The sequence below is a fragment of the Janthinobacterium sp. HH106 genome (genome assembly GCF_001758725.1).
In the GTDB taxonomy this organism is placed as follows: domain Bacteria; phylum Pseudomonadota; class Gammaproteobacteria; order Burkholderiales; family Burkholderiaceae_D; genus Janthinobacterium.
Genome location: NZ_LRIC01000002.1, coordinates 209700 through 230135 on the forward strand (window position 1 = coordinate 209700; position 20436 = coordinate 230135).

A 20436-nucleotide genomic window follows, 5' to 3' on the forward strand; every position below is an offset into this window, starting at 1 on the left:
TTACACCGCCTGGCTGGCGGCGTAGATCAGCAGGCCGGCCAGGCCGCCCACGATGGTGCCGTTGATGCGGATGAACTGCAGGTCGCGCCCGATGGCCAGTTCGATGCGCTCGCTCATTTCTTCCTTGCTCCACAAGTCCAGGCGGGCGGCGATGAAGGCGCCCACCTCGCCCCGGTAGCGTCGTACCAGCGCGCCGCTGCCGGCGACGATGGCGCCGTTCAGCCATGCCCGGGCATGCTCGTCCTTGCCCAGCACCTGACCCGTGTTGCGCGCCAGGCTGGCGACGGCTTGCGCCAGCACGGGCGCGTCGGCGTGCAGGTCGGCCAGCAGGCGCGCGCGGATGGCGTCCCACAGCTCGCCCAGCATCGCTTGCACCGTATCGCTGGCGATCAGCTGCAGCTGGTAGCGGCGCACCGTGTCCTGCCACTGCGGATCGGCCTTCAGGTGCAGCGCGCTGTCGGCGATCCAGCCGGCGATGCGCTGGCGCAGCGGGTGAGCCGGGTCGATGCGCACGGCGAGCGCGAATTTTTGCAGCGAAGCGATCATGCGCGGCTCGTACGCCTTCACGGCCTTTTTCACCAGCGTGTTCTCGATCTGGAAGGCGCCCAGCACAAAGTCGCCGATGGCGGCGTGGTGCGCCTCGTCGTCCAGGTAGGCGGCGCCCCGGTCGAGCAGGAAGTCCAGCAGCTGCTGCGGCTTGCCGTCGGCGATCAGTGCGTCGATGCAGTCGGCCGCCACGTCCGATACATTCAATTGACCGAGGTAGGCGCTGGCCTGCTCGCGCAGCAGCTGCCCCAGCTTGTCGTGGTCGGCCATCGCCAGCAGCTGTTTCACCACGCCCGCGCTGGCCATGCCCAGCTGCCGCGCATGGACCTCGTCACTGAGCCAGGCGCCCAGGCGGGCAGCGGGATCGGCTTGCACGATGCGCTCGGCGATGCCTTGCTCGGTAATGAAATGGTTTTCCACGAAGGCGCCCAGGCTGCGCCCGATATCCGCCTTGCTGTTCGGGATGATGGCCGTATGCCACAGGGGAATGCCGAGCGGGTGGCGGAACAGGGCGACGACGGCGAACCAGTCGGCGATCGCGCCCACCATCGATGCTTCGGCGAATGCCTCCACATAGCCCCATGCGGGATGGCCGCCCCGTTGCGAGCGGGCAACGGCGAAGACCAGCGCGGCCAGCAGCAGCAGGCCGGCGGCCAGCCACTGCATGTTGCGCAGGCGCGCGCGCTTGAGCTGGTCCGTGCTCTGGTCCAGCTGGGCGATAAGGTCGGGGGAAGGTTGCATGGATGGCGGTCTGCACAGTTGCGTGACCGCCATCTTACTGCGATGGCGCAGTGACGCGCTTACTGTTGCGGATGCAGCAGCGAACGGCGGCGCGCGTAGCCGAAATAGATGGCCAGGCCGATCACCAGCCAGATGGAAAAGGCCATCCAGGTGACCCAGCTGAGGAAGGTCATCAGGCCTACGCACAGGATCACGGCCAGCGCCGGCACGAACGGCACGCCGGGGCAACGGAAGGCGCGCGGCAGGTCGGGACGCTTCTTGCGCAGCACCACCACGGCGACGGAGACCATGGTGAAGGCGGCCAGGGTGCCGATGTTGATCAGCTCGGCGAGGATGTTGAGCGGAATCGTGGCGGCGATCAGGCCGAAGACGATGCCGACCAGCCAGGTGGCGAAGAACGGCGTGTGGAAGCGCGGGTGCACGGTCGACAGGCGCTTGGGCAGCAAGCCGTCGCGCGACATGGCGAAGATGATGCGCGTCTGACCGAAGGCCATCACGAGGATCACGGTGGTCATGCCGAGGATGGCGCCCAGATCGACGAAGCCGGCGATCCAGTTTTCGCCCGCATATTGCAGGGCCAGGGAGACGGGATGGTCGACGCCGAGGAATTTCTGGTACGGCACGATGCCCGTCATGATGGCCGACACCACCACGTACAGCACGGCGCACACGGCCAGTGAACCGATGATCCCGATAGGCAGGTCGCGCGACGGTTTCTTGACTTCCTCGGCGGCCGAGGTGACGGCGTCAAAGCCGATGAAGGCGAAGAAGACGAGGGCGGCGGCGCTCAGCATGCCGTGGTAGCCGAACGGCATGTAGGGTTGCCAGTTGGCCGGCTGCACGTGGCGCGCGCCGAAGATGATGAACAGCAGCACCACGCCCACCTTGATGGCCACCATGATGTTGTTCAGGCGCGCCGATTCGCGCACGCCCCAGCCCAGCATGGCCGTCAGCAGCAGCATGATGACGAGGGCCGGCAGGTTGATGAAGGTCGTCACGCCGGGCAGGGCGCCCGGTGCGGCCGTCAGGGCCACGGGCAAGGTGATGCCAAAGCCCGACAGCAGCGACTGGAAATAGCCGGACCAGCCGACGGAGACGGCGGCCGCGGCCAGGCCGTATTCGAGCAGCAAGTCCCAGCCTATCATCCAGGCCGCCAGCTCGCCCAGGGTGGCATAGCTGTAGGTATAGATGGAGCCGGCCACTGGCACGGTGGAGGCGAATTCCGCATAGCACAGGGCGGCGAAGCAGCAGGCGACGGCCGCCACGACGAAGGACAGCGACAGGGCGGGGCCGGCCGTCAGCGCGCCCGTGCCGGTGAGTACGAAAATACCGGTGCCGACGATGGCGCCGATGCCCATGAGCACAAGGTCGAACGGCCCCAGCACCTTGGCCAGACCTCCCGGCTTCTTGCTGTGGGCAATCATGTCATCCAAATTCTTGGTTCTAAATAAGCTCACTGTGTCTCCTGGTGGTTTTTGTCATGGCGCCATTGCCGCCTCGTGAGTAGCACGACGCAGCCAGATTCTAGCCCACGCGCCCGTGATTCTAGAAGGAAAACCGTACGCTACCGTGCGCGCCAGCCCTGTCAACTTGCCCGGCAGGCAAAAAAACAGCCCCGGACGGTGGGCCGGGGCTGGAAAGGAGACTGCTACAGTTGGTTACTCGGGCTTACTTGGAAAAGTGCGCCTCGATCTCTTCCAGGGTCTTGCCCTTGGTCTCCGGCAACAAAAACGCGGCCGCCAGGAAATACAGCACGGTGCAGCCGGCGCCGAAGAAGAACAGGGTCGAATAACCGTGCAAGCCCACGGTCGGCAGGAAGATGGCGGCGATCACGGTCGAGACGAACTGGTTGACCAGCAGGGCGATGCTCATGCCGTTCGAGCGGATGCGGGTCGGCATCAGCTCGGACAGGGCCAGCCACACGCACACGCCCGGTCCCACGGCAAAGCTGGAGACGAACACGCAGATGGCGATCGCCACCAGCCAGCCGTGCGTGGACGGGGGCACGGGGCCCAGGCTGGCCTTTTCGATGCGCAGCGGCGCCTCGCGTCCGGCGGCCGGGTCGGCGAACGGGTTCAGGTGCAGCTTGCGGAAGAACACGCCGATCACGCTGTCGGCCTGTACGGCGTCTTCGCGGGCGATCGTCACCTGGCGCAGTACGGGGTCGTCGCTGCGCAGGCTTTTCACGTTGGTGAACGGACCGTAGGCGTAGGCGATGGTCAGCTGCTGCGGCGTGCCGTCGGCGGCCGCGCCCAGGGCCGTCAAGGTGGCCGCATCGAGGTGCACGGCCAGGCCGTCGTTTTGCACCTGGGCGGCGATGGCGGGGCGCACGTCGGCCAGGTTGGCTTCGGCGCCGCGGAACAGCAAGCCGGCCGCCAGCAGCGAGACGACGATGCCGCCCGTGCCCAGCATCAGCAGGAACTTGCGGCCCTTGCGGTCGACCAGCAGCACGGCCACCACCGTCATCACGGCGTTCAGCACTTTCAGCAAGACGTCCGCCATATTGGCCGAGGCGCCCGACAGGCCCGCCTGGTTCAGGATATTGACGACATAGGCGAGGATGGAATTGATGCCCGTCGCCTGCGTGCAGGCGAGGATCAGGCAGGCCAGCAGGAAGGGCAGCACGTAGCGGCGGCTCAAGAGCGGGTCTTTTGCCCTGGCATTGCCGCTGGCCTTGGCCGCGTTCTCGGGCGTATCGAGCATTTCGCGCAGTTCCAGGTCGGCGGCGGCGGGCAGGCGCGTGCGCAGCAGCGACTGGCGCGCCTGTTCGACGCGGCCGCGGCGCGCCAGCCAGCGCGGCGACTCGGCCAGCAGCAGGGCGCCGATGGTGAATACGAGGCCAGGCGCCAGGCAGACCCAGAAGATGCTGCGCCAGGCGTGGTCCTTGGCGGCGAAGATGGCGGCGATGCGGCCCGCTTCCGGCAACGACTGCGCCGCCTGCGTGGCCGTTTCCACCGTCTGCGCCTGCAGCAGGCCGATCAGGGCGGCCGCTACCAGGCCGATGGTCAGCAGCAGCTGGAACAGGGCGGCACCGCGCCCACGCTGTTGCGCGGGCAGGCATTCGGCCAGGTACAGGGGCACGACGACGCCGATCAAGCCGCCGCTGATGCCTTGCAGCAGGCGGCCTAGCAGCAGCGGCGTGTAGCCGTCGGCCAGGGCGATCAGCGGGATGCTGGCGCTGAACAGGGCGCCGGCCAGGAACATCACCCAGCGCCGGCCCAGGATGTCGGCCAGGGCGCCGGCGAACAGCGACGACAGCACCGAACCCAGGAGCACGGCGGCGACGATAAAGCTCAGCTGCTGGGCCGTCAGTTTCCAGGCCACCGAGGCCGTCGATTCCAGGTAGGGCAGGGCGCCGGCGATGATGCCGATGTCTATGCCGTACAGCAATCCCCCCATGCCGGCAATAAATAGCAGGTAGCGCATGGCCCACACGGGGGCCTTGTGTGACGTGTCGTGCATGGTAACTCCGGGACGGGGTTGAGGTTGGGGGCTGGTTCTAGAGACGGAATCTAGCGGGTGGAAAGATCGATGGCCGCGCCTTCGACGAAGACGGACACTGGCTGTAGTGTGGAATCGAGGACGACGATATCGGCCCAGGCGCCCGGTGCCAAACGGCCCCGTTCGGATTCGCCCAGGTAATCGGCCGGGTACAGCGACAGGCGGTTCGAGGCGTCGGCCAGGTCCAGGCCCAGGTCGACGAAATTGCGCAGGGCCTGGTCCATGGTCAGCACGCTGCCGGCCAGCGAGCCCGTGGCCAGGCGCACGCAGCCCATGCATTTGTAGACGCGCTGCGTGCCCAGGCCGTATTCGCCATCGGGCATGCCGGTGGCCGAAGTGGCGTCCGTCACGCCGTACAGGCGCGGGATGGCGCGCAGGGCCGCGCGCAGGGCGCCCTTGGCCACATGCTGCAGGTCGGGGATGATTTCCGCGTATTCGGCATGCGCCAGCGCCGCGCCCACCATGCCGGGGTCGTAGTGCGTCATGCCCGTCATGCCGTTGTACAGGTGGGTGAAGCCCGAGACGCCGGCCTTGAGCGCCGCCACGCCTTCGTCATACGTGCCGGCGCTGTGGCCGATCTGCACGCGGATGCCCATCGCCGCCAGCTGCGGGATCAGTTCCAGGTGACCGGGAATTTCCGGCGCCATGGTCAAGACCTTGATCGGGGCGATGGCATGGAAGCGCTGCACCAGCGCCAGGCTCGCCTGCACCACGTCGGGCGGCTGCGCGCCCAGGCGGTGCAGGTTCAAAAACGGTCCTTCCAGGTGCACGCCCAGCATGCGCGCGCCGTTGGCGGGACGTTCGGCGATAACGCCGGCCAGTCCTTGCAGCGCGCGCACGATCGACGGCTCCTTGGCCGTCAGTGTGGTGCCCAGCAGGGCCGTGGTGCCGTGGCGCGCATGCACCTGCGCCACCGTGGCGCCCGCGTTTGCGCCCTCCATGATGTCGACGCCGGCCGCGCCATGCACGTGCAGGTCGATGAAGCCGGGCAGGATGGTGAGCGCGCTGTCGGCGGCAGGGTCTTCCTGTATCTGGACGATGCGCTGGTCAAAAGTGATGGTGCCCGTGATCCAGCCAGATGGGGTAAGGATTCTGCCGCTCAGCATGTGTTATTCCGCTATAAAAAGTTCGATGCCCAGCTTGTGCAGCCCTTCGCGGTATTCCTGGCTGATGCTGGCATCGGTGATGACGGTATCGACGCGGTCCAGCTGCACGATGCGGTGCAGGCTGACGCGGCCGAACTTGGAGGCGTCCGTGAGGACGATGATTTTCTTGGCCCGTTCCACCATCTTGTGGTTCAGGCTTGCTTCCGCTTCGTGGTGGGTGGTGACGCCGAACTGCAGGTCGAAACCGTCCACGCCCAGGAACAGCTTGTCGAAGCTGTAGGCCTGCAAGCAGGTTTCGGCCTGGCTGCCCTGGATCGACAGCGACTGCTTGCGCAGCAGGCCGCCCGTGAGGATCAGGTCCACGCCGGGCGCGTCGGCCAGTTCCCACGCGATGTTCAGGCCATTCGTGGCCACCGTCACGCCCGTCGCGTCGCGCAGATGGCGCGCCAGCGAGATGGTGGTGGTGCCCGAGTCGATGATGATGTTGTCGCCCGGTTCCACCAGCCGCGCCGCATAGGCGCCGATGCGCTCCTTCTGCTCGTGGTTGATGGCATCCTTCTGGCGTATCGTATGCTCGGGCGGCGGCGTGCGCGTCAGGGTCGCGCCGCCGTGGCTGCGCGTGGCCATGCCTTGCGCTTCCAGCGCATTCAAGTCGCTGCGGATGGTGACCGCGGACACGCCGAGCTTTTCCACCAGATCGGTCACCTGCACCGAGCCCTGCTGGGCAAGCATTTGGAGGATGGATTCACGGCGTTGGCTGGTATTTCGCATGGTGGCGGGCTCAGTAAAAAATGAAAATACCGAGCTTAACAGATTGCCGCTTCGGCAATGACGGCCACTGCCGCATTGCGGTTGCAGGCGCGCGCATATTGCGCCAGCAAGCTGCCGATCTTGTGCTCGATCAAGGCTGGCGCTTCCGCTTTCAGGCTGCCCTGCACCACGGCCAGATACTGTTCCGGCAAATGCTGGCTCAGCAGCGGCAGTGGAATCGCCACGGCATCGAGGTTGGCCAGCAGCTTGCCGACGGCGGCCGCCACTTCCGGCTCGCCCCAGTAATAGCGGCAACGGTCGCTCAAGCCGTAGCGGCGCATCAATCGCTGTTCTTCCGGCGTGCCCAGGTAATGCTTGATCCAGTTTTTCGGCTTGGCCACCATCACGTCGTCGAGCACCTGCATCAGCTGCGAGGTGGCGTGCGCCGGCAGCAGTTCTTCCTCGATCTGGCACAGGGCGAACAGTGCCTCGCGCAGGGCGAAGGTGGCGGCCGGGCCCACTTTCAGGATGGCGAAATGGTCGCGCACCATGGCGTGCAGGGCCGATTCGCGCTGGTAGTCGGTCGAGTGGGCTTCGAACACGAGGCCAGGCTGCTCGGCGACAAAGGCCGACAGTTCGGCGGCGGCCTGCGCATCGTAGTGCTGGATGCTGCTCTGGTCGAAATCGACGCCCGGCTGCACCACCATGGCGATGACGCGGCGCCAGGCGTCGTGCAGGCCGTTGTCGAGGAAGGCGCGGCAATGCACGTCGAGGGTGCGGCGCGCGGCCTGCGGGCTGGTGACGGCGCCGGCCTGCGCCAAGGACGCTTCGCCGCCGGGAACCGGCACTTCCGTGCCGATCACGTAGACGGGCGGCGCGAAGCCGGCCGCTGCGGCCGCCGCTTCGGCGACGATGCACAGGCGCGCCGAACGGGCGGCCACGGTTTCATCGTCGAGCTGCAGGGGATCATCGGCACAGCGCATGCTGCAATCGAGGTGGATTTTATGGAAGCCGGCCGACGCATACGCGGCGATCAGGGTCTCGGCGTGGGCCATGGCGGTGGCCGCGTCGAGGTGCTGCCAGGCGTTCGGACCCAGATGGTCGCCGCCCAGCACCAGGCGCTCGGTCGGGAAACCCTGTTCCCGGGCCAGTGCCAGCATGGTGTCGCGGAAAACGTTTGGTGTCATGCCCGTGTAGCCGCCGAACTGGTCGACCTGGTTCGAGGTCGCTTCGACCAGCAGCACGGTGTCGTACTCGCTGGCCACGCGCATGGCGGCGCGCAGCACGCTCGGGTGGCTGCAGCAGACGGCGTACAGGCCCACGCGCTCGCCGCGGCGGTGCGCCTTGATCACTTGCTGGATGGGCGACAGGGTAAAAGTCGGGTTTTCCGCTTGCTTCATCATGTTGACGCCTTTATATGTTGTCGTATCAAAAGGGCCGCGCCGCGCGCGCCGCCGGCGTCGCCAAAGCGGGGCGGCAGGATGGGCGGCACGTGCACGCCGGGGAACAGGTGGCGCTTCACGGCGGCCGGCAGCTTGTCGTACAGGTGCGGCAATTTGGACAGGCCGCCACCGAGCACGATGACGTGCGGGTCGTAGGCCAGCACCAGGCCGGCCAGGGCGTGGCCCAGCAAGTCGAGGTGCACGGCCACCGTGCGTTCGGCCACGGCGTCGCCCATGTTGGCGCGTGCCACGATGGCCAGCGGTTCGGCGCCATCGCCGCCAAAGTGCGCGTGAAGTTTGCTCATGGCGGGGCCGGAAACGTAGCGTTCCAGGCAGCCCGCCTTGCCGCACGGGCAGGCGTAATCGATCAGGCCATGCTGCGTCAGCAGGGTGGCGGGCAGGCTCCAGTGACCCCATTCGCCGGCCACGCCGTTAAAGCCGCGCAGCAGCTGGCCGCCCACGCAATAGCCGCCGCCGGCGCCCGTGCCGAGGATGGCGCCGAACATGCTGGCGGCATGGTCGGCCGCGCCGCCTTGCGCTTCCGACAGGGCGAAACACTGGCAATCGTTGCCGATGGCGACAGGGCGCTGCAAGGCTTGCTGCAGGGTTTGCGCCACCAGGCGGCCGTTCAGGGCCGGCACGTTGGAGCTCAGTTGCCGGCCGCTGGCGCTGTCGATCACACCGGGTAAACCGATGCCGACAGGCGCCGTCGTGCCCAGTGCCGCGTCGCCGCGCGCCACCAGGTCGACGATCGCCTGCACGAAGGCGCTAAAATCGTCGCCCGGCGTGGCGACTCTCTCGCGGAACATTTCGGTCAGTGCGCCGTCGCGGTCGGCAAAGGCGACCAGCTCCATCTTGCTGCCGCCGATGTCGATGCCGTGGTAGCCGGCCGTGTGATTAGAATTGGTCATGGCCATAGATGGTGACGCCCTGCACGACACGGTTGACGATGCCGCCGGCGAATGGATTGTCGGGGCGCAATTGCAGCAGCGCGGACTGGTGCAGCGCATATTGCTGGGCCATCAGCAGCCACAGCGGGGCCAGCCAGGCGTCGGGCCAGGCCGGCGCGTCGGCCGACAGGTCGCCGCCGATGCCTACCGTCAGGCACGTCTGCGCCACGCTGTCGCGCTGCAGCTCCTTGAGCAAATCATATTCGTACTGGCGCGCCAGTGGCTTGCTGCTGCGCAGCAGGATCACCAGGGACTCCGTGGTGACGGCCGATTTCGGGCCATGGCGGAAACCCAGCGGAGTATTTGCCATCGCCATCACGCGGCCGCCCGTCAATTCCAGGATTTTCAGGGCCGCTTCCTTGGCCAGCGCTTCCAGCGGGCCGCTGCCCAGGTAGACCACGCGCTGCACGGGTGTCGAGCCCAGGTCCGCCACGGGGGCAGACCAGTCGCGCAGGGCGTCTTCGCCCAGCTGCGCCAGGGTCTCCAGGCGCGCCACGTCGACGTCCTTGCCCAGTACCGACAGGGCCGCCAGCAGCATGCTGCTAAAGCTGCTGGTCATGGCGAAGCCGCGGTCGCAGCTGCCTTCCGGCATCAGCAGGTTATACGTATTGCTGTCGTTGGCGCCCTGGCGCGCCAGCTTGCCGTCGGCGTTGCAGGTGATGTTCAGGAAGCGCGCGCCGGGCACGACCTGGCGCAGCAGCTCCACGGCCGCCAGGCTTTCCGGGCTGTCGCCGCTGCGGGCAAACGAGACGAGCAGGGTGGGCGCATCCGCTTCCAGGTACAGCTCGTGGTGCGTCAGCAGGGTGGTGGTGGCGATGGCGCGGATCTGCGCGGGCCAGGCGGCATTCAGGGTGTCGACGGCGATTTCGCCCACATACGCCGAGCTGCCGGCACCCGTCAGGATCACGCGCTGCTGTGGATGGGACAGCGCATCGCCCAGAAAGGCGGCCAGGCTGGCTTGCTCGCTGCGCAAAATGCCGGCCAGCGCGCGCCAGATGGCGGGCTGATGGGCGATTTCCTCGGCCGTGTGCAGGCCGCCGATGTCGCGCCAGGTTTGAATGTCACGCTGAAGAAGGGTAGTCATGAGAGGTCAGTAAAGTGTTTGTTGGAGAAAGCATAAATACTAAATTTCGAAAAGTCAAATACGAAAGTAAAACGAAAGTAAATAGTTGTGTGGCTTGCGAAATAATGGCGTCGAACTGGTGCTTTTCTGGACATCAATCATGTTGCGCTGCCGCATGAAACCCAGTCGTGCCGCCGCCTGTCGCTGAAATGCCACGATAACGAAAGTATGTTTTGTGACATTTTGGTGAAACGTAAGAAAAATGCGCCAATTCTGGGCATTTTATTAATAAATCGGTCCAGGAACTTTCTTTTGATTGACGATATTTATTTTTCTTCTTAAAGTATTTCCATCACTTCGATTTCTGAAAGCCCGCAGATGAAACCTCTCCCGCTTCCCCGCCGCGCCCTTGCCGCCTGCGTTCTCGCCGCCGTTGCCACCCTGGCCGCTCCTGGCCTGCAAGCCGCGCCTATCGGCAATCTGCAGTCGCTCTCCGCCGTGCATGCGGCCGACGTGGCCAAGGGCGAGGCGCTGGGCTGGGATCTGCGCAGCGACACGGGCATGCAGCTGCGTATCAGCCTGCCGCAGGCGGACGTGTTGCGCATCCAGGCGGGCGGCAAGGGGGGCTTGACGGGTCCCGGCGACAAGGCCGCGCCCATCGTCGTGGGCCAGCCCGCCGCACAAGTGGCATACGAGATCAGCGAGCATCCCGACCATATCCTGATCAGCACCGAAGCCCTGAACCTGCGCATCGACCGCAAACCCTTGCGCCTTACCTTGTACCGCATGGGCGATGCGGTGCCGCTGTGGCGCGAAGTGCAGCCGCTGTCGCTCGACGACAAGCAGGGCGGGCAGGTGCTATCGAGCTTGCCGGGCGAGCGCTACTTCGGCGGCGGGCAGCAAAATGGGCGCTTCGAATTCAAGGGCAAGCAGGTGCCCGTGTCGTATTCGGGCGGCTGGGAAGAGGGCGACCGGCCGAATCCCGCGCCATTCCTCATGAGTTCACGGGGCTGGGGCATGCTGCGCAATACCTGGTCCGACGGGCACTACGATTTGCGCGACAAGGAACAGATCTCGCTGCAGCACGCGGAAGGGCGCTTCGATGCGTATTTCTTCGTCGGCAAGGACTTGCGCGACGTCGTCGCCCGCTACACGGACTTGACGGGCCGCGCGCGCATGCTGCCCCGCTGGGCGCTCGAATACGGCGACGCCGATTGCTACAACGATGGCGACAACGTGAAAAAGCCCGGTTCCGTGCCCAAAGGCTGGAGCGACGGCCCCACCGGCAAGACGCCGGACGTGGTGGAAACCGTGGCGCGCCAGTACCGCGAACACGACATGCCGGGCGGCTGGATCTTGCCCAACGACGGCTATGGCTGCGGCTACACGAACTTGCCGGAAACGGTGAAGGGCCTGGCCGGCTATGGCTTCCGCACGGGCCTGTGGACGGAAAACGGCGTCGACAAGATCGCCTGGGAAGTGGGCCAGGCGGGCAGCCGCGTGCAAAAGCTGGACGTGGCGTGGACGGGCAAGGGCTACCAGTTCGCCATGGATGCGAACAAATCGGCCTACGACGGCATCCTGAACAACTCCGACAGCCGCCCGTTTTTGTGGACGGTGATGGGCTGGGCCGGCATCCAGCGCTACGCCGTGGCGTGGACGGGCGACCAGAGCGCCAGCTGGGACTACATCCGCTGGCACATTCCGACCCTGATCGGCTCGGGCCTGTCCGGCCAGGCGTATGCCTCGGGCGACGTCGACGCCATCTTCGGCGGCAGCCCGGAAACCTATCTGCGCGACTTGCAGTGGAAGAGTTTTACGCCCGTCCTGATGGGCATGTCCGGCTGGGCCGCGGCCGAGCGCAAGCATCCGTGGTGGTTCGAGCAACCGTACCGCGACATCAACCGCCGCTATCTGAAGCTCAAGATGCGTTTGACGCCGTATATGTATACCCTGGTGCGCGAAGCGGAGCAATCGGGCGCGCCGCTGGTGCGCGGCCTGATGTGGGATTATCCGCAAGACCCGGCCGCCTACACGGAAGCCTATAAATACCAGTTCCTGCTGGGGCGCGACGTGCTGGTGGCGCCCGTCTACCGCAGCCAGGCCGTCAGCGGCGGCTGGCGCAAGGGCATCCACCTGCCGCAAGGCACGTGGTACGACTACTGGGATGGCCGCCAAGCCACGGCGGACGCGAAAGGGCGCGACCTCGATCTCCAGGTCACGCTGGACAAGCTGCCCGTGTTCGTGCGTGCCGGCGCCATCCTGCCCATGTATCCGGAAATGCTGTACGACGGCCAGAAACCGAAGGACCAGCTGACCCTCGATATCTACCCGCACGGCGATTCCGAATACACCCTGTATGAAGACGATGGCAACACGCGCCAGTACCAGGGCGGCGCCTTCAGCCAGCAAGTCATCCGCATGCGCCAGACGGGCGGCGACGTGCAGGTCGACATCGGTGCCGTCGATGGCAAGTACCAGGGCCAGGAAGCGCGCCGCGGCTATGCGCTGCGCATGCTGGCGGGCCAGCGACCTGCCGCCGTCAAGGCGGGCGAACGGCTGCTCGCGGCAGCCGCCGACCGTGCCGCCTACGACAAGGCGCTTGATGCCTGGTATTTCGACGCGGCAGACCGGCAAGGCACCCTGCACGTGAAAGTGGCGGCGCAGGACATCCGCCAGCCCTTGACCATGCAGGTGGCCGGCGCGCTGGCCGTGGCGCGTATCGATGCCGACCTCCCCGTCGCCCCCGTGCCGGGCCGCGCCTTGCCGGCCGACGCCATGCAGGTGGTGTCGCGTCCTGCGGAAGAAAGCGGCTATCCGCTGGAAAACGCCTTCGACGGCAAGCCGGAGACCTGGTTCCGCACCGTGCGCAGCCCGTCCGTGAAAAGCGGTCCGCATGAATGGGTGATCGGCTTTACGGAGCGCCGCCTGGTCGATGGCATCGAACTGGCGCCGCGCAACGACCAGCACTGGAAGCATGGCCAGGTTCGGGATTACGAAATCTACATCGGCGACAACAACGGCGAGTGGGGCGCGCCGCTTGCGCGGGGCACCCTCAAGCTGGAACAGGGCGTGCAGACGATCAATTTCCCCGCCACCGCCGGACGTTTGCTGCGCTTCCGCGTCATGAGCACGCAAAATCCGGAAGGCGATGGCGCCGCGTCCACCGACCCGATGGTGACGGCGGCGCAAACGGGCCCGGTGGCGCGCGCGTTCGACGCGGCGCTGGCGACCGACGTGGCGCCCGTGACCTTGTCCGAATTCCGCGTGCTCGAGCACCGCGTGGCCGAAGGAGAAGAGGTACAGCGCTATCTGTCGGACCTGGCGCTGCCGAAGACTGTCGCGAAAGACCGGCCGGCCGGCAAGGCCGCCGAGATGCGCATGAACGGGCTGTGGTTCCGCAAGGGCCTCGGCGTGGGACCCGCCAGCCGCATCGACTTGCAGCTGGCGGGCAACTGGAATCTGCTGCGCGCCGACCTGGGCGTGGACGATAGCTGCCGCAGCGCGGGCGGCTTGCAATTCCAGGTCTGGAGCGGCGAGCGGCTGCTGTACGACAGCGGCCTGGTCACGGCTCCCGGGGTGGTCAAACCCGAAATCGACGTGCGCGGCCTGAGCCAGCTCAGTTTGCGCACCCTGGGCGCGCGCGGCGCCCACCCGGCCCAGGTCTGCGGCAACTGGGCCAACGCCGTACTGACCGGCACGGAGGGCGCGACGGTCAAGCCGCGCTAACTACTTCAATTATTTCACCAAAACGAGCCCCTCTTCGGACCGGGGAGGGGCTCTTGCAGCCTGACGAAAACAAATCACTTATAAAAGGGAGATGGGAATGCACTTGAAAAAACTGATGGCCGCCATGGTAACGGTAGGGCTGGCGTCGACGGCGCTGGCAGCGGAGGAGGAGAAACTGGCGCGCGTCGAAGTGACGGGTTCCAGCCTGAAGCGCATCAACGCGGAAACGGCGTCGCCCGTGCAGGTGATCAATGCCAAGCAGATCGAAAACATGGGCGCGCTCACCTTGCTGCAGGTGCTGGACAACCTGCCTGCCGCCCGTCCTGCGCAGCAGGATTTCCGTTCGATGTTCACCGGCTCCGATGGCGGCTCGCAGGCGAACTTGCGCGGCATGGGCGCGCAGGGCACGCTGGTGCTGCTCAATGGCCGCCGCCTGTCGTTCTATGGCGCGCCGGCCGGTTTCCAGACCATGTTCGTCAATATCGACGCCATTCCCGCCGCCGCCATCGAGCGCATGGAAATCCTCACCGATGGTGCGTCGGCCGTGTATGGCTCCGATGCCGTCGCCGGCGTCATCAACGTGATCACCAAGAAGTCGTATCAGGGCCTCGAGGCGCGCGCCAACGGCGAGTTTTCGCCCAGCGTGAAAGCGTACGGCGAGCGCCAGGCCAGCGTGCTGTATGGCGTGGGCGACCTGGCCAGCGACGGCTACAACGTCTACGGTTCCGTCAACGTCTACCAGCGCGACCGCATCGCGCTGGCCGATACCTGGCAGAAGCGCCCCTCGTATTTTTATGTGAACAATCCCAATTTCATCCCGAACATGCGCGTGGGCGTGGGCAGCGAGCCGGGCGTGATGAATCCGGGGACCTTCTTTGTCTTCGACAAGGCCAACAACAATGCCCGCACCCAGCGCGCCGCACCCGGCTGCAACAACAGCATCACCGAAGCGTCGGGCACGCGCTGCGTGTGGAATGCGCTGCCCAACCAGCTCGATACGGGTCCCACTTCGGAGCGCGCCACGGCCTACTTGAGCGGCCGGCTGAAGCTGGGCGGCGACATGGAAGCGTTCGCGGAAGGTGCGTTCACCCACATCAAGATGCGCGGCGAGAATGGCCCGTCCAGCTTCAACAGCGGCAGCACGAACAACTGGTTCGCGCGCAATACGGGCACTACCCTCAATACCTTCGCCACGCCTTTCCTGAGTCCCAACAACGTCTACCTGAAGGGCAAGCTCGATGCCGACATGGTGGCCAAGATGGGCGGCGCGGCCGGTTTGAATTACCTGCTGCAGGATGCCACGGGCCACTTCGGCCAGAAGAATGTCGATGAAAACTACCGCGCGCTCGTCGGCCTGCGCGGCAGCATCGGCGGCGGCTGGGATTTTGAAACGGCGCTCAGCGTGGCGGGCAGCCATTCCACGCTGTTCCAGACGGCGAACCTGAATATCAATGGCTTCAAGCAGGCGTTCGGCCCGTTCACGAAAGATCCCGTCAGCGGCCGCACGTATATCTCCGACAATCCCGCCTACAAGTTCGGCGAAATCAGCGAAGCCAATGCGGCGCTGCTGCGCGCCGCCTATCCGACCTTCGCCATCGAATCCTGGACCAAATTGATGACCTGGGACGCCAAGCTGGAAGGCACGCTGTTCAAGCTGGGCGAGCGCGAAGTGCGCGCCGCCGTGGGCACCAACGTCATGCGCGAGAGCTTCCTCACGCCCGGCAACGCGGATGCGGCCAATGGCCTGATCACGCAGCAGGGCGGTTCCTGGTTCGATGGCAAGCGCACCATCGCCGCCGTGTTTGGCGAAGTGGTGGTGCCGCTCAGCGACACCCTGGAAGTCAACGCGGCCGCGCGCCTGGACAAATACCCGCATTTCTCGGCCAACCTGGCGCCCAAGCTGGGCGTGATCTGGCGCGCGCGGCCCGACCTGATGCTGCGCGGGACGTATTCGGAAGGCTTTCGCGCGCCCAACCTGGCTGAATCGGGCTCGGGCGGCGTCTTTGCCCAGGTGGGCGGCATCCGCGACACGGTGCGCTGCGATGAAACGAATGCCATGGCGCGCGCCCTGATGAAGTCCAGGGTGGCGACGGATGCGGACCTGGGCAAGAGCCTGCTCAATTCGAACTGCTCGACGACGGTAGGCGGCCTGACGCCGCCGAACCAGAACCTGCGTCCGGAAAAGGCCAAAATTTCCACCGTGGGCCTGGTCCTGCAGCCGGCCAAGGACGTGAGCATCTCCATCGATTACTGGTTCATCAACCGCCGCGACGAGATCGTGCGCCAGGACTTCAACGAACTGTTTACGGAACTGGTGGACAAGTACGGCCCGACCCTGGCAGGTACATCGAGCGCCATCCGCAACGACCTGACGGACACGGACCGGGGCAATATGGCGGCGGTGGCGGCCATGTGCGCCAATCCCGCCAATGCGGGCGTGTGCGCGGGCGGCGTGCCGGGCTACTCGGTGGGCAACCTGGGCGGCTTGATCAACTCGTATTCGAACCGCGGCCGCACCCTGATGGACGGCGTGGACATCGACGCGCGCACGCGCTTTACGCTCGGCGACTGGGGCAAGCTGAGTACCGGCATCGCCGCCACCATCCGCAAGCGCGACACCCACGACAGCGAAGACGGCAGCGACATCAAGGGCAATACCGTCGGCTACTACGATTCGCCGCGCTACCGCGCGACAGTCAACGCCGACTGGAGCTACCGCAATTTCGTCAGCAGCGTCTTCATCAACTATTCCGGCAAGACGCGCTGGGCCTACGGTCCGTGGGACAAGGACAACACGCCGGAAAATTGCACCGCCGCCTCGGTATCGCTGCCGGCCGGCCAGTGCAAGGGCGCGCCGTCGTACACCACGGTGAACCTGGCCTTCAGCTGGAAGCCGCTCAAGAACCTGGACGTGGGCTTGAATGTGAAGAACGCGTTCAACAAGCAGCCGTACTACGACCCGAACGGCTGGGAAGGCTACAACCATAGCCAGGACCTGTTCGGCCGCCAGTTTGCCCTGTCGGCCAGCTACAAGTTCTTTTAAGACGTGACGCCGCCCCGGCCTGCCAGCGGGCCGGGGCGTTGTCATGAAAAGAAAAAGACAATATTCCGAAATGCACAATACGAAAGATAAACGTAAGTGAAAGGGGATTGCCATGGCTACTTTCGCGTTTTTCCATCAGGATTGCCGTGCGGAATGTCCCCTGCGGGCCGCCTTATTGCCGATGCGTGTATCCGCCACGCCACGATAACGAAAGTTATATGCCGCATCACGGATTGAATCGAAAGATAAAACGTCTTTATTTACTGAATTTAGCGATAAATTTGCGCTGTAACTTTCTTTTTGTTGACGATACTTATTTTTCTTTTTAAAGTAATCCCAAGAAAACGAAAATCAGCCGATACGGACTGATTTCCCGGAAGGAACGGCTGCCTGGCTCTACCTTCCGACGCTCACCATAAGAATTGCATCCCCCCGACTTCGCCCTGGAGCGGGGAGGGCGCGTATAACCCTCGATATAGACGGAGAGACACATGCATACCACCCGACTCAAATTGCGCGACATCAGCCGCGCCGCCGCGATCGTGATTGCCCTGGCGGCCGGCGTGCCAGGCCAGGCCTGGGCACAGTCGAACGCCACCAGCACCATCTTCGGCGAAGTGAGCGCGCCCGCCGGCGCCACCGTGGTGCTGGAAAACCTGGCGACGGGCGTGCAGCGCACCTTGACGCCGGATACGTCGGGCCGCTATGTGGCCAACTCCATGCCGCCGGGCCGCTACGCGGTGCGCGTGCTGCGCGCCGGGTCGGTCGAAGCGTCGCAGGAAGTCGAAGCCCTGATCGGCGCGGGCGCCGAAGCGAACTTCGGTCCGGCCGGCGCGGCCGGCCCCGTGGGCCAGGAGCAGACCGTCGTCGTGAAGGCGTCGCGCAATCCGATCGACGTGTCGAACACGAACAATGGCGTGATCTTCACGGCCAAGGAATTGAAAGCGCTGCCGGTCGGCAATGACGTGGCCTCCATCGTGCAGCTGACGCCGGGCGTGTCGCGCGGCACCAATAGCGTGTACGGCAATGCGCCATCGATCGGCGGCTCGGGCCAGTCGGAAAACGCGTTCTACGTCAACGGCTTCCCCATCACCAACATCCTGACCCAGGTGGGCGCGTCGGAACTGCCGTTTGGCGCGATCTCCAACCTGCAGGTGCTGTCGGGCGGCTATGGTTCGGAATTCGGCCGCTCCACGGGCGGCGTGATCAATATCACCACCAAGAGCGGCGGCAACAAGGTCGAATTCGGCGGCAAGGTCTCCATCATTCCCCGTTCGCTGAAAGGCGAGCCGGAAAACACGTATTACCCGAACACGGGCGCCAATCCCAAGACGGACGGCAATCTGCTGTACTGGAACCGCGACAACGGCAGCACCAGCAAGGTGGTGGGCCTGTACGGCAGCGGTCCCCTGATCAAGAACAAGCTGTTCGCCTTCGTGGCGCTGGAACAGACGCGCACCGACAGCCAGGCCGTCGCCGCCACCGCCGACTCGGGCACGGCCCTGGCGCGCGGCTGGAGCACGAGCCAGAGCAAGGTGGACCGCATGACGGCCAAGCTCGATTTCAACCTGACGGACGACCATCACTTCGAATATACCAAGCTGTATGACCGCACGAAGACGGACAGCCAGGCGTATGGCTACAGCTACGCCACGCATGCGAGCAACGGCGTACAGGCAGGCAAGGGCGAGACGACGGTCAACTGCTGCGGCTCGTCGGCCGCGCCGGGCGCCAACATCGACATTTTCAAATATACGGGCTACCTGACGGACAACCTGACCGTGACGGCCATGATGGGCGAATCGCGCACCTCGCACACGCGCACGCCGAATGGCTACAATCCGCTGCTGGCGCAAACGTCGTCGAACGCATCGACCCAGGTGCCGGGCCTGAGCTATGCCAATCCGCAGACGGTGACGGGCACCCTGGTCGACCCGTCGTCGGAAGACCGCCAGAAAGCCAAGCGACTCGATCTCGAATACAAGCTGGGCAAGCATTCGCTGCGCGGCGGCATCGACCGCATCGACGTGGAATCGAAAGTGGGCCTGAGCCTGGCCGGCGGCTACCGCTGGAGCTACCAGCGCGCGACCGATCCGAACCGCCCGATCAACGGCGCGTTTGAGACGCCGGCCCAGGGCGGCGGCTACGGCGCGCAAGGCTACTACGTCAGCAAGGACTTGAACGCCAACCTGGCGCGTCCGACCAGCGTGCAATCGGCGCAATACATCCAGGATCACTACCAGGTCACGGAACGGGTGCTGCTGGACCTGGGCCTGCGCCGCGAACAGTTCACCAACTACAGTACCGATGGCGTGGCCTTCATTTCGCAGCGCAATATGATCGCCCCGCGCGTGGGCGCCACCTGGGATTACCTGGGCGACGGCACCCTGAAATTCTTCGCCAACGGCGGCCGCTACCACCTGCCGGTGCCATCGAATTTGTCGAGCAACATGGCCAGCCCCTTCCTGGCCACCAGCGAGATGTACACCTACACGGGTGTCGATCCCGTCACGGGCGCGCCGACGGGCCTGCACGCGATCAGCAAGCCGTATTCGGCCAACAACGCGTATGGCCAGAGCCGCGATGCGCGCGAAGTGACGGCCATCGGCCTCAAGCCGCTGTCGCAGGATGAATTCTCGCTCGGTTTCGAACGCGCCCTGAGCAAGAATCTGGTGGTGGGCGCCAGCGTCCTGTACCGCAAGCTGAACGACACCAATGATGACACCTGCGACGCGCGTCCGCTGCAAGCCTGGGCCACGCGCAACAGCGTCGACACGAGCAACTGGGGCGGCTTCCAGTGCGCCATCATCAACCCGGGCCGCGACAACAGCCTGATGGTGGACTTCGACGACGGCAAGGGCTTGCGCCGCGTGGATATTTCGGCGGCCGAGTGGGGCAACCCGCTGCCATCGCGCACCTACCGCGCCCTGAACCTGTTCGTCGAGCACCCGTACACGAACGGCTGGTACGGCAAGCTGACCTACACCCTGTCTGCGCTGAAGGGCAATATGGAAGGCCAGACGGACAGCATCGGCGGCGGCGACGTGGGCCTGACGGTCAGCGACGACCACAAGGAACTGATGTACAACGCCTATGGCTACCTGCCGGGCGACCACCGCCATGCGTTCAAGGCCTACGGCTTCATGCAGGTGATCCCGGACGTGACGGTCGGCGCCAACCTGTCGCTGACCTCGGGCGCGCCGCGCAACTGCATCGGCGCGCTGCCCGATAACCTGAGGTTCGAGAACGACTACGGCGATTCCTACTTCTATTGCAATGGCAAGCCGGCGCCGCGCGGCAGCCAGGGCCGCCTGCCATGGCAAGCCCAGCTGGACATGAATCTGGCCTATACTCCCAGCGCCGTCAAGGGACTGAGCCTGAAAGTGGACGTGTTCAATGTGTTCAACAGCCAGACCGTGACCCGCTACAACGAAACGCGCGAAGACCATGGCGCCATCGCCCGCAGCTATCTGCAGGTGGCAGGCCGCACGGCGCCGCGTTCCGTGCGCTTCACGGCGGAATACACTTATTAAACTGCAACCGGCCCGCCGTGCGGCGGGCCGGC

The 20436-nt window shown here is 65.3% G+C and carries 11 protein-coding genes; 3 read left to right on the forward strand and 8 right to left on the reverse strand.

The window, feature by feature from the left end:
• From JAB8_RS01580 to JAB8_RS01615, 8 genes are all read right to left on the reverse strand, one after another.
• Positions 1 to 1287 carry a DUF445 domain-containing protein gene (locus JAB8_RS01580; RefSeq protein WP_070223664.1) on the reverse strand — a complete coding sequence of 429 codons (1287 nt, stop codon included), beginning with the start codon at positions 1285 to 1287 and terminating at the stop codon, positions 1 to 3.
• A 59-nt stretch (positions 1288 to 1346) separates the two neighbouring features.
• Positions 1347 to 2744 carry an amino acid permease gene (locus JAB8_RS01585; RefSeq protein WP_070223661.1) on the reverse strand — a complete coding sequence of 466 codons (1398 nt, stop codon included), beginning with the start codon at positions 2742 to 2744 and terminating at the stop codon, positions 1347 to 1349.
• Between the two features lie 211 nt (positions 2745 to 2955).
• Positions 2956 to 4749, reverse strand: coding sequence for an MFS transporter (locus JAB8_RS01590; RefSeq protein WP_070288162.1), 1794 nt, complete (start codon positions 4747 to 4749; stop codon positions 2956 to 2958).
• Positions 4750 to 4799: 50 nt separating this feature from the next.
• Entirely contained in the window at positions 4800 to 5894 is a 1095-nt protein-coding gene (locus JAB8_RS01595) for an N-acetylglucosamine-6-phosphate deacetylase (RefSeq protein WP_070223657.1), read from the reverse strand.
• Between the two features lie 3 nt (positions 5895 to 5897).
• Complete coding sequence (locus tag JAB8_RS01600; protein WP_070223655.1) at positions 5898 to 6665, reverse strand: DeoR family transcriptional regulator; 768 nt, start codon at positions 6663 to 6665, stop codon at positions 5898 to 5900.
• 35 nt (positions 6666 to 6700) lie between these two features.
• Positions 6701 to 8044 (reverse strand): D-tagatose-bisphosphate aldolase, class II, non-catalytic subunit, encoded by a 1344-nt coding sequence (locus JAB8_RS01605; RefSeq protein WP_217494186.1) that lies wholly within the window; start codon positions 8042 to 8044, stop codon positions 6701 to 6703.
• A complete protein-coding gene (locus JAB8_RS01610; protein ID WP_070223653.1) occupies positions 8044 to 8997 on the reverse strand; it encodes an ROK family protein in 954 nt (317 codons plus the stop codon). The genes JAB8_RS01605 and JAB8_RS01610 overlap by 1 nt, the downstream gene beginning before the upstream one ends.
• Positions 8984 to 10120: an SIS domain-containing protein gene (locus tag JAB8_RS01615; protein ID WP_070223651.1), complete on the reverse strand. Its 1137-nt coding sequence runs from the start codon at positions 10118 to 10120 to the stop codon at positions 8984 to 8986. The genes JAB8_RS01610 and JAB8_RS01615 overlap by 14 nt, the downstream gene beginning before the upstream one ends.
• A 357-nt stretch (positions 10121 to 10477) precedes the next feature.
• On the opposite strand from JAB8_RS01615, the gene JAB8_RS01620 reads away from it, so the two are divergent.
• The 3 genes from JAB8_RS01620 to JAB8_RS01630 all read left to right on the forward strand — a co-directional run bounded on the left by JAB8_RS01620 (position 10478) and on the right by JAB8_RS01630 (position 20404).
• Positions 10478 to 13828, forward strand: a complete 3351-nt coding sequence (locus tag JAB8_RS01620; RefSeq protein WP_254679417.1) for a TIM-barrel domain-containing protein — start codon at positions 10478 to 10480, stop codon at positions 13826 to 13828.
• A 97-nt stretch (positions 13829 to 13925) separates the two neighbouring features.
• Positions 13926 to 16871 carry a TonB-dependent receptor gene (locus tag JAB8_RS01625; RefSeq protein WP_070288164.1) on the forward strand — a complete coding sequence of 982 codons (2946 nt, stop codon included), beginning with the start codon at positions 13926 to 13928 and terminating at the stop codon, positions 16869 to 16871.
• 491 nt (positions 16872 to 17362) lie between these two features.
• Positions 17363 to 20404 carry a TonB-dependent receptor gene (locus JAB8_RS01630; RefSeq protein ID WP_070223647.1) on the forward strand — a complete coding sequence of 1014 codons (3042 nt, stop codon included), beginning with the start codon at positions 17363 to 17365 and terminating at the stop codon, positions 20402 to 20404.
• Positions 20405 to 20436: the final 32 nt, after the last annotated feature.

Excerpts from the sequence above, each read along its gene's own strand:
- JAB8_RS01580 (WP_070223664.1), bottom strand. The coding sequence starts at position 1,287 with ATGCAACCTTCCCCCGACCTTATCGCCCAGCTGGACCAGAGCACGGAC.
- JAB8_RS01590 (WP_070288162.1), bottom strand. The coding sequence starts at position 4,749 with ATGCACGACACGTCACACAAGGCCCCCGTGTGGGCCATGCGCTACCTG.
- JAB8_RS01595 (WP_070223657.1), bottom strand. The coding sequence starts at position 5,894 with ATGCTGAGCGGCAGAATCCTTACCCCATCTGGCTGGATCACGGGCACC.
- JAB8_RS01600 (WP_070223655.1), bottom strand. The coding sequence starts at position 6,665 with ATGCGAAATACCAGCCAACGCCGTGAATCCATCCTCCAAATGCTTGCC.
- JAB8_RS01605 (WP_217494186.1), bottom strand. The coding sequence starts at position 8,044 with ATGAAGCAAGCGGAAAACCCGACTTTTACCCTGTCGCCCATCCAGCAA.
- JAB8_RS01610 (WP_070223653.1), bottom strand. The coding sequence starts at position 8,997 with ATGACCAATTCTAATCACACGGCCGGCTACCACGGCATCGACATCGGC.
- JAB8_RS01615 (WP_070223651.1), bottom strand. The coding sequence starts at position 10,120 with ATGACTACCCTTCTTCAGCGTGACATTCAAACCTGGCGCGACATCGGC.
- JAB8_RS01620 (WP_254679417.1), top strand. The coding sequence starts at position 10,478 with ATGAAACCTCTCCCGCTTCCCCGCCGCGCCCTTGCCGCCTGCGTTCTC.
- JAB8_RS01625 (WP_070288164.1), top strand. The coding sequence starts at position 13,926 with ATGCACTTGAAAAAACTGATGGCCGCCATGGTAACGGTAGGGCTGGCG.
- JAB8_RS01630 (WP_070223647.1), top strand. The coding sequence starts at position 17,363 with ATGCATACCACCCGACTCAAATTGCGCGACATCAGCCGCGCCGCCGCG.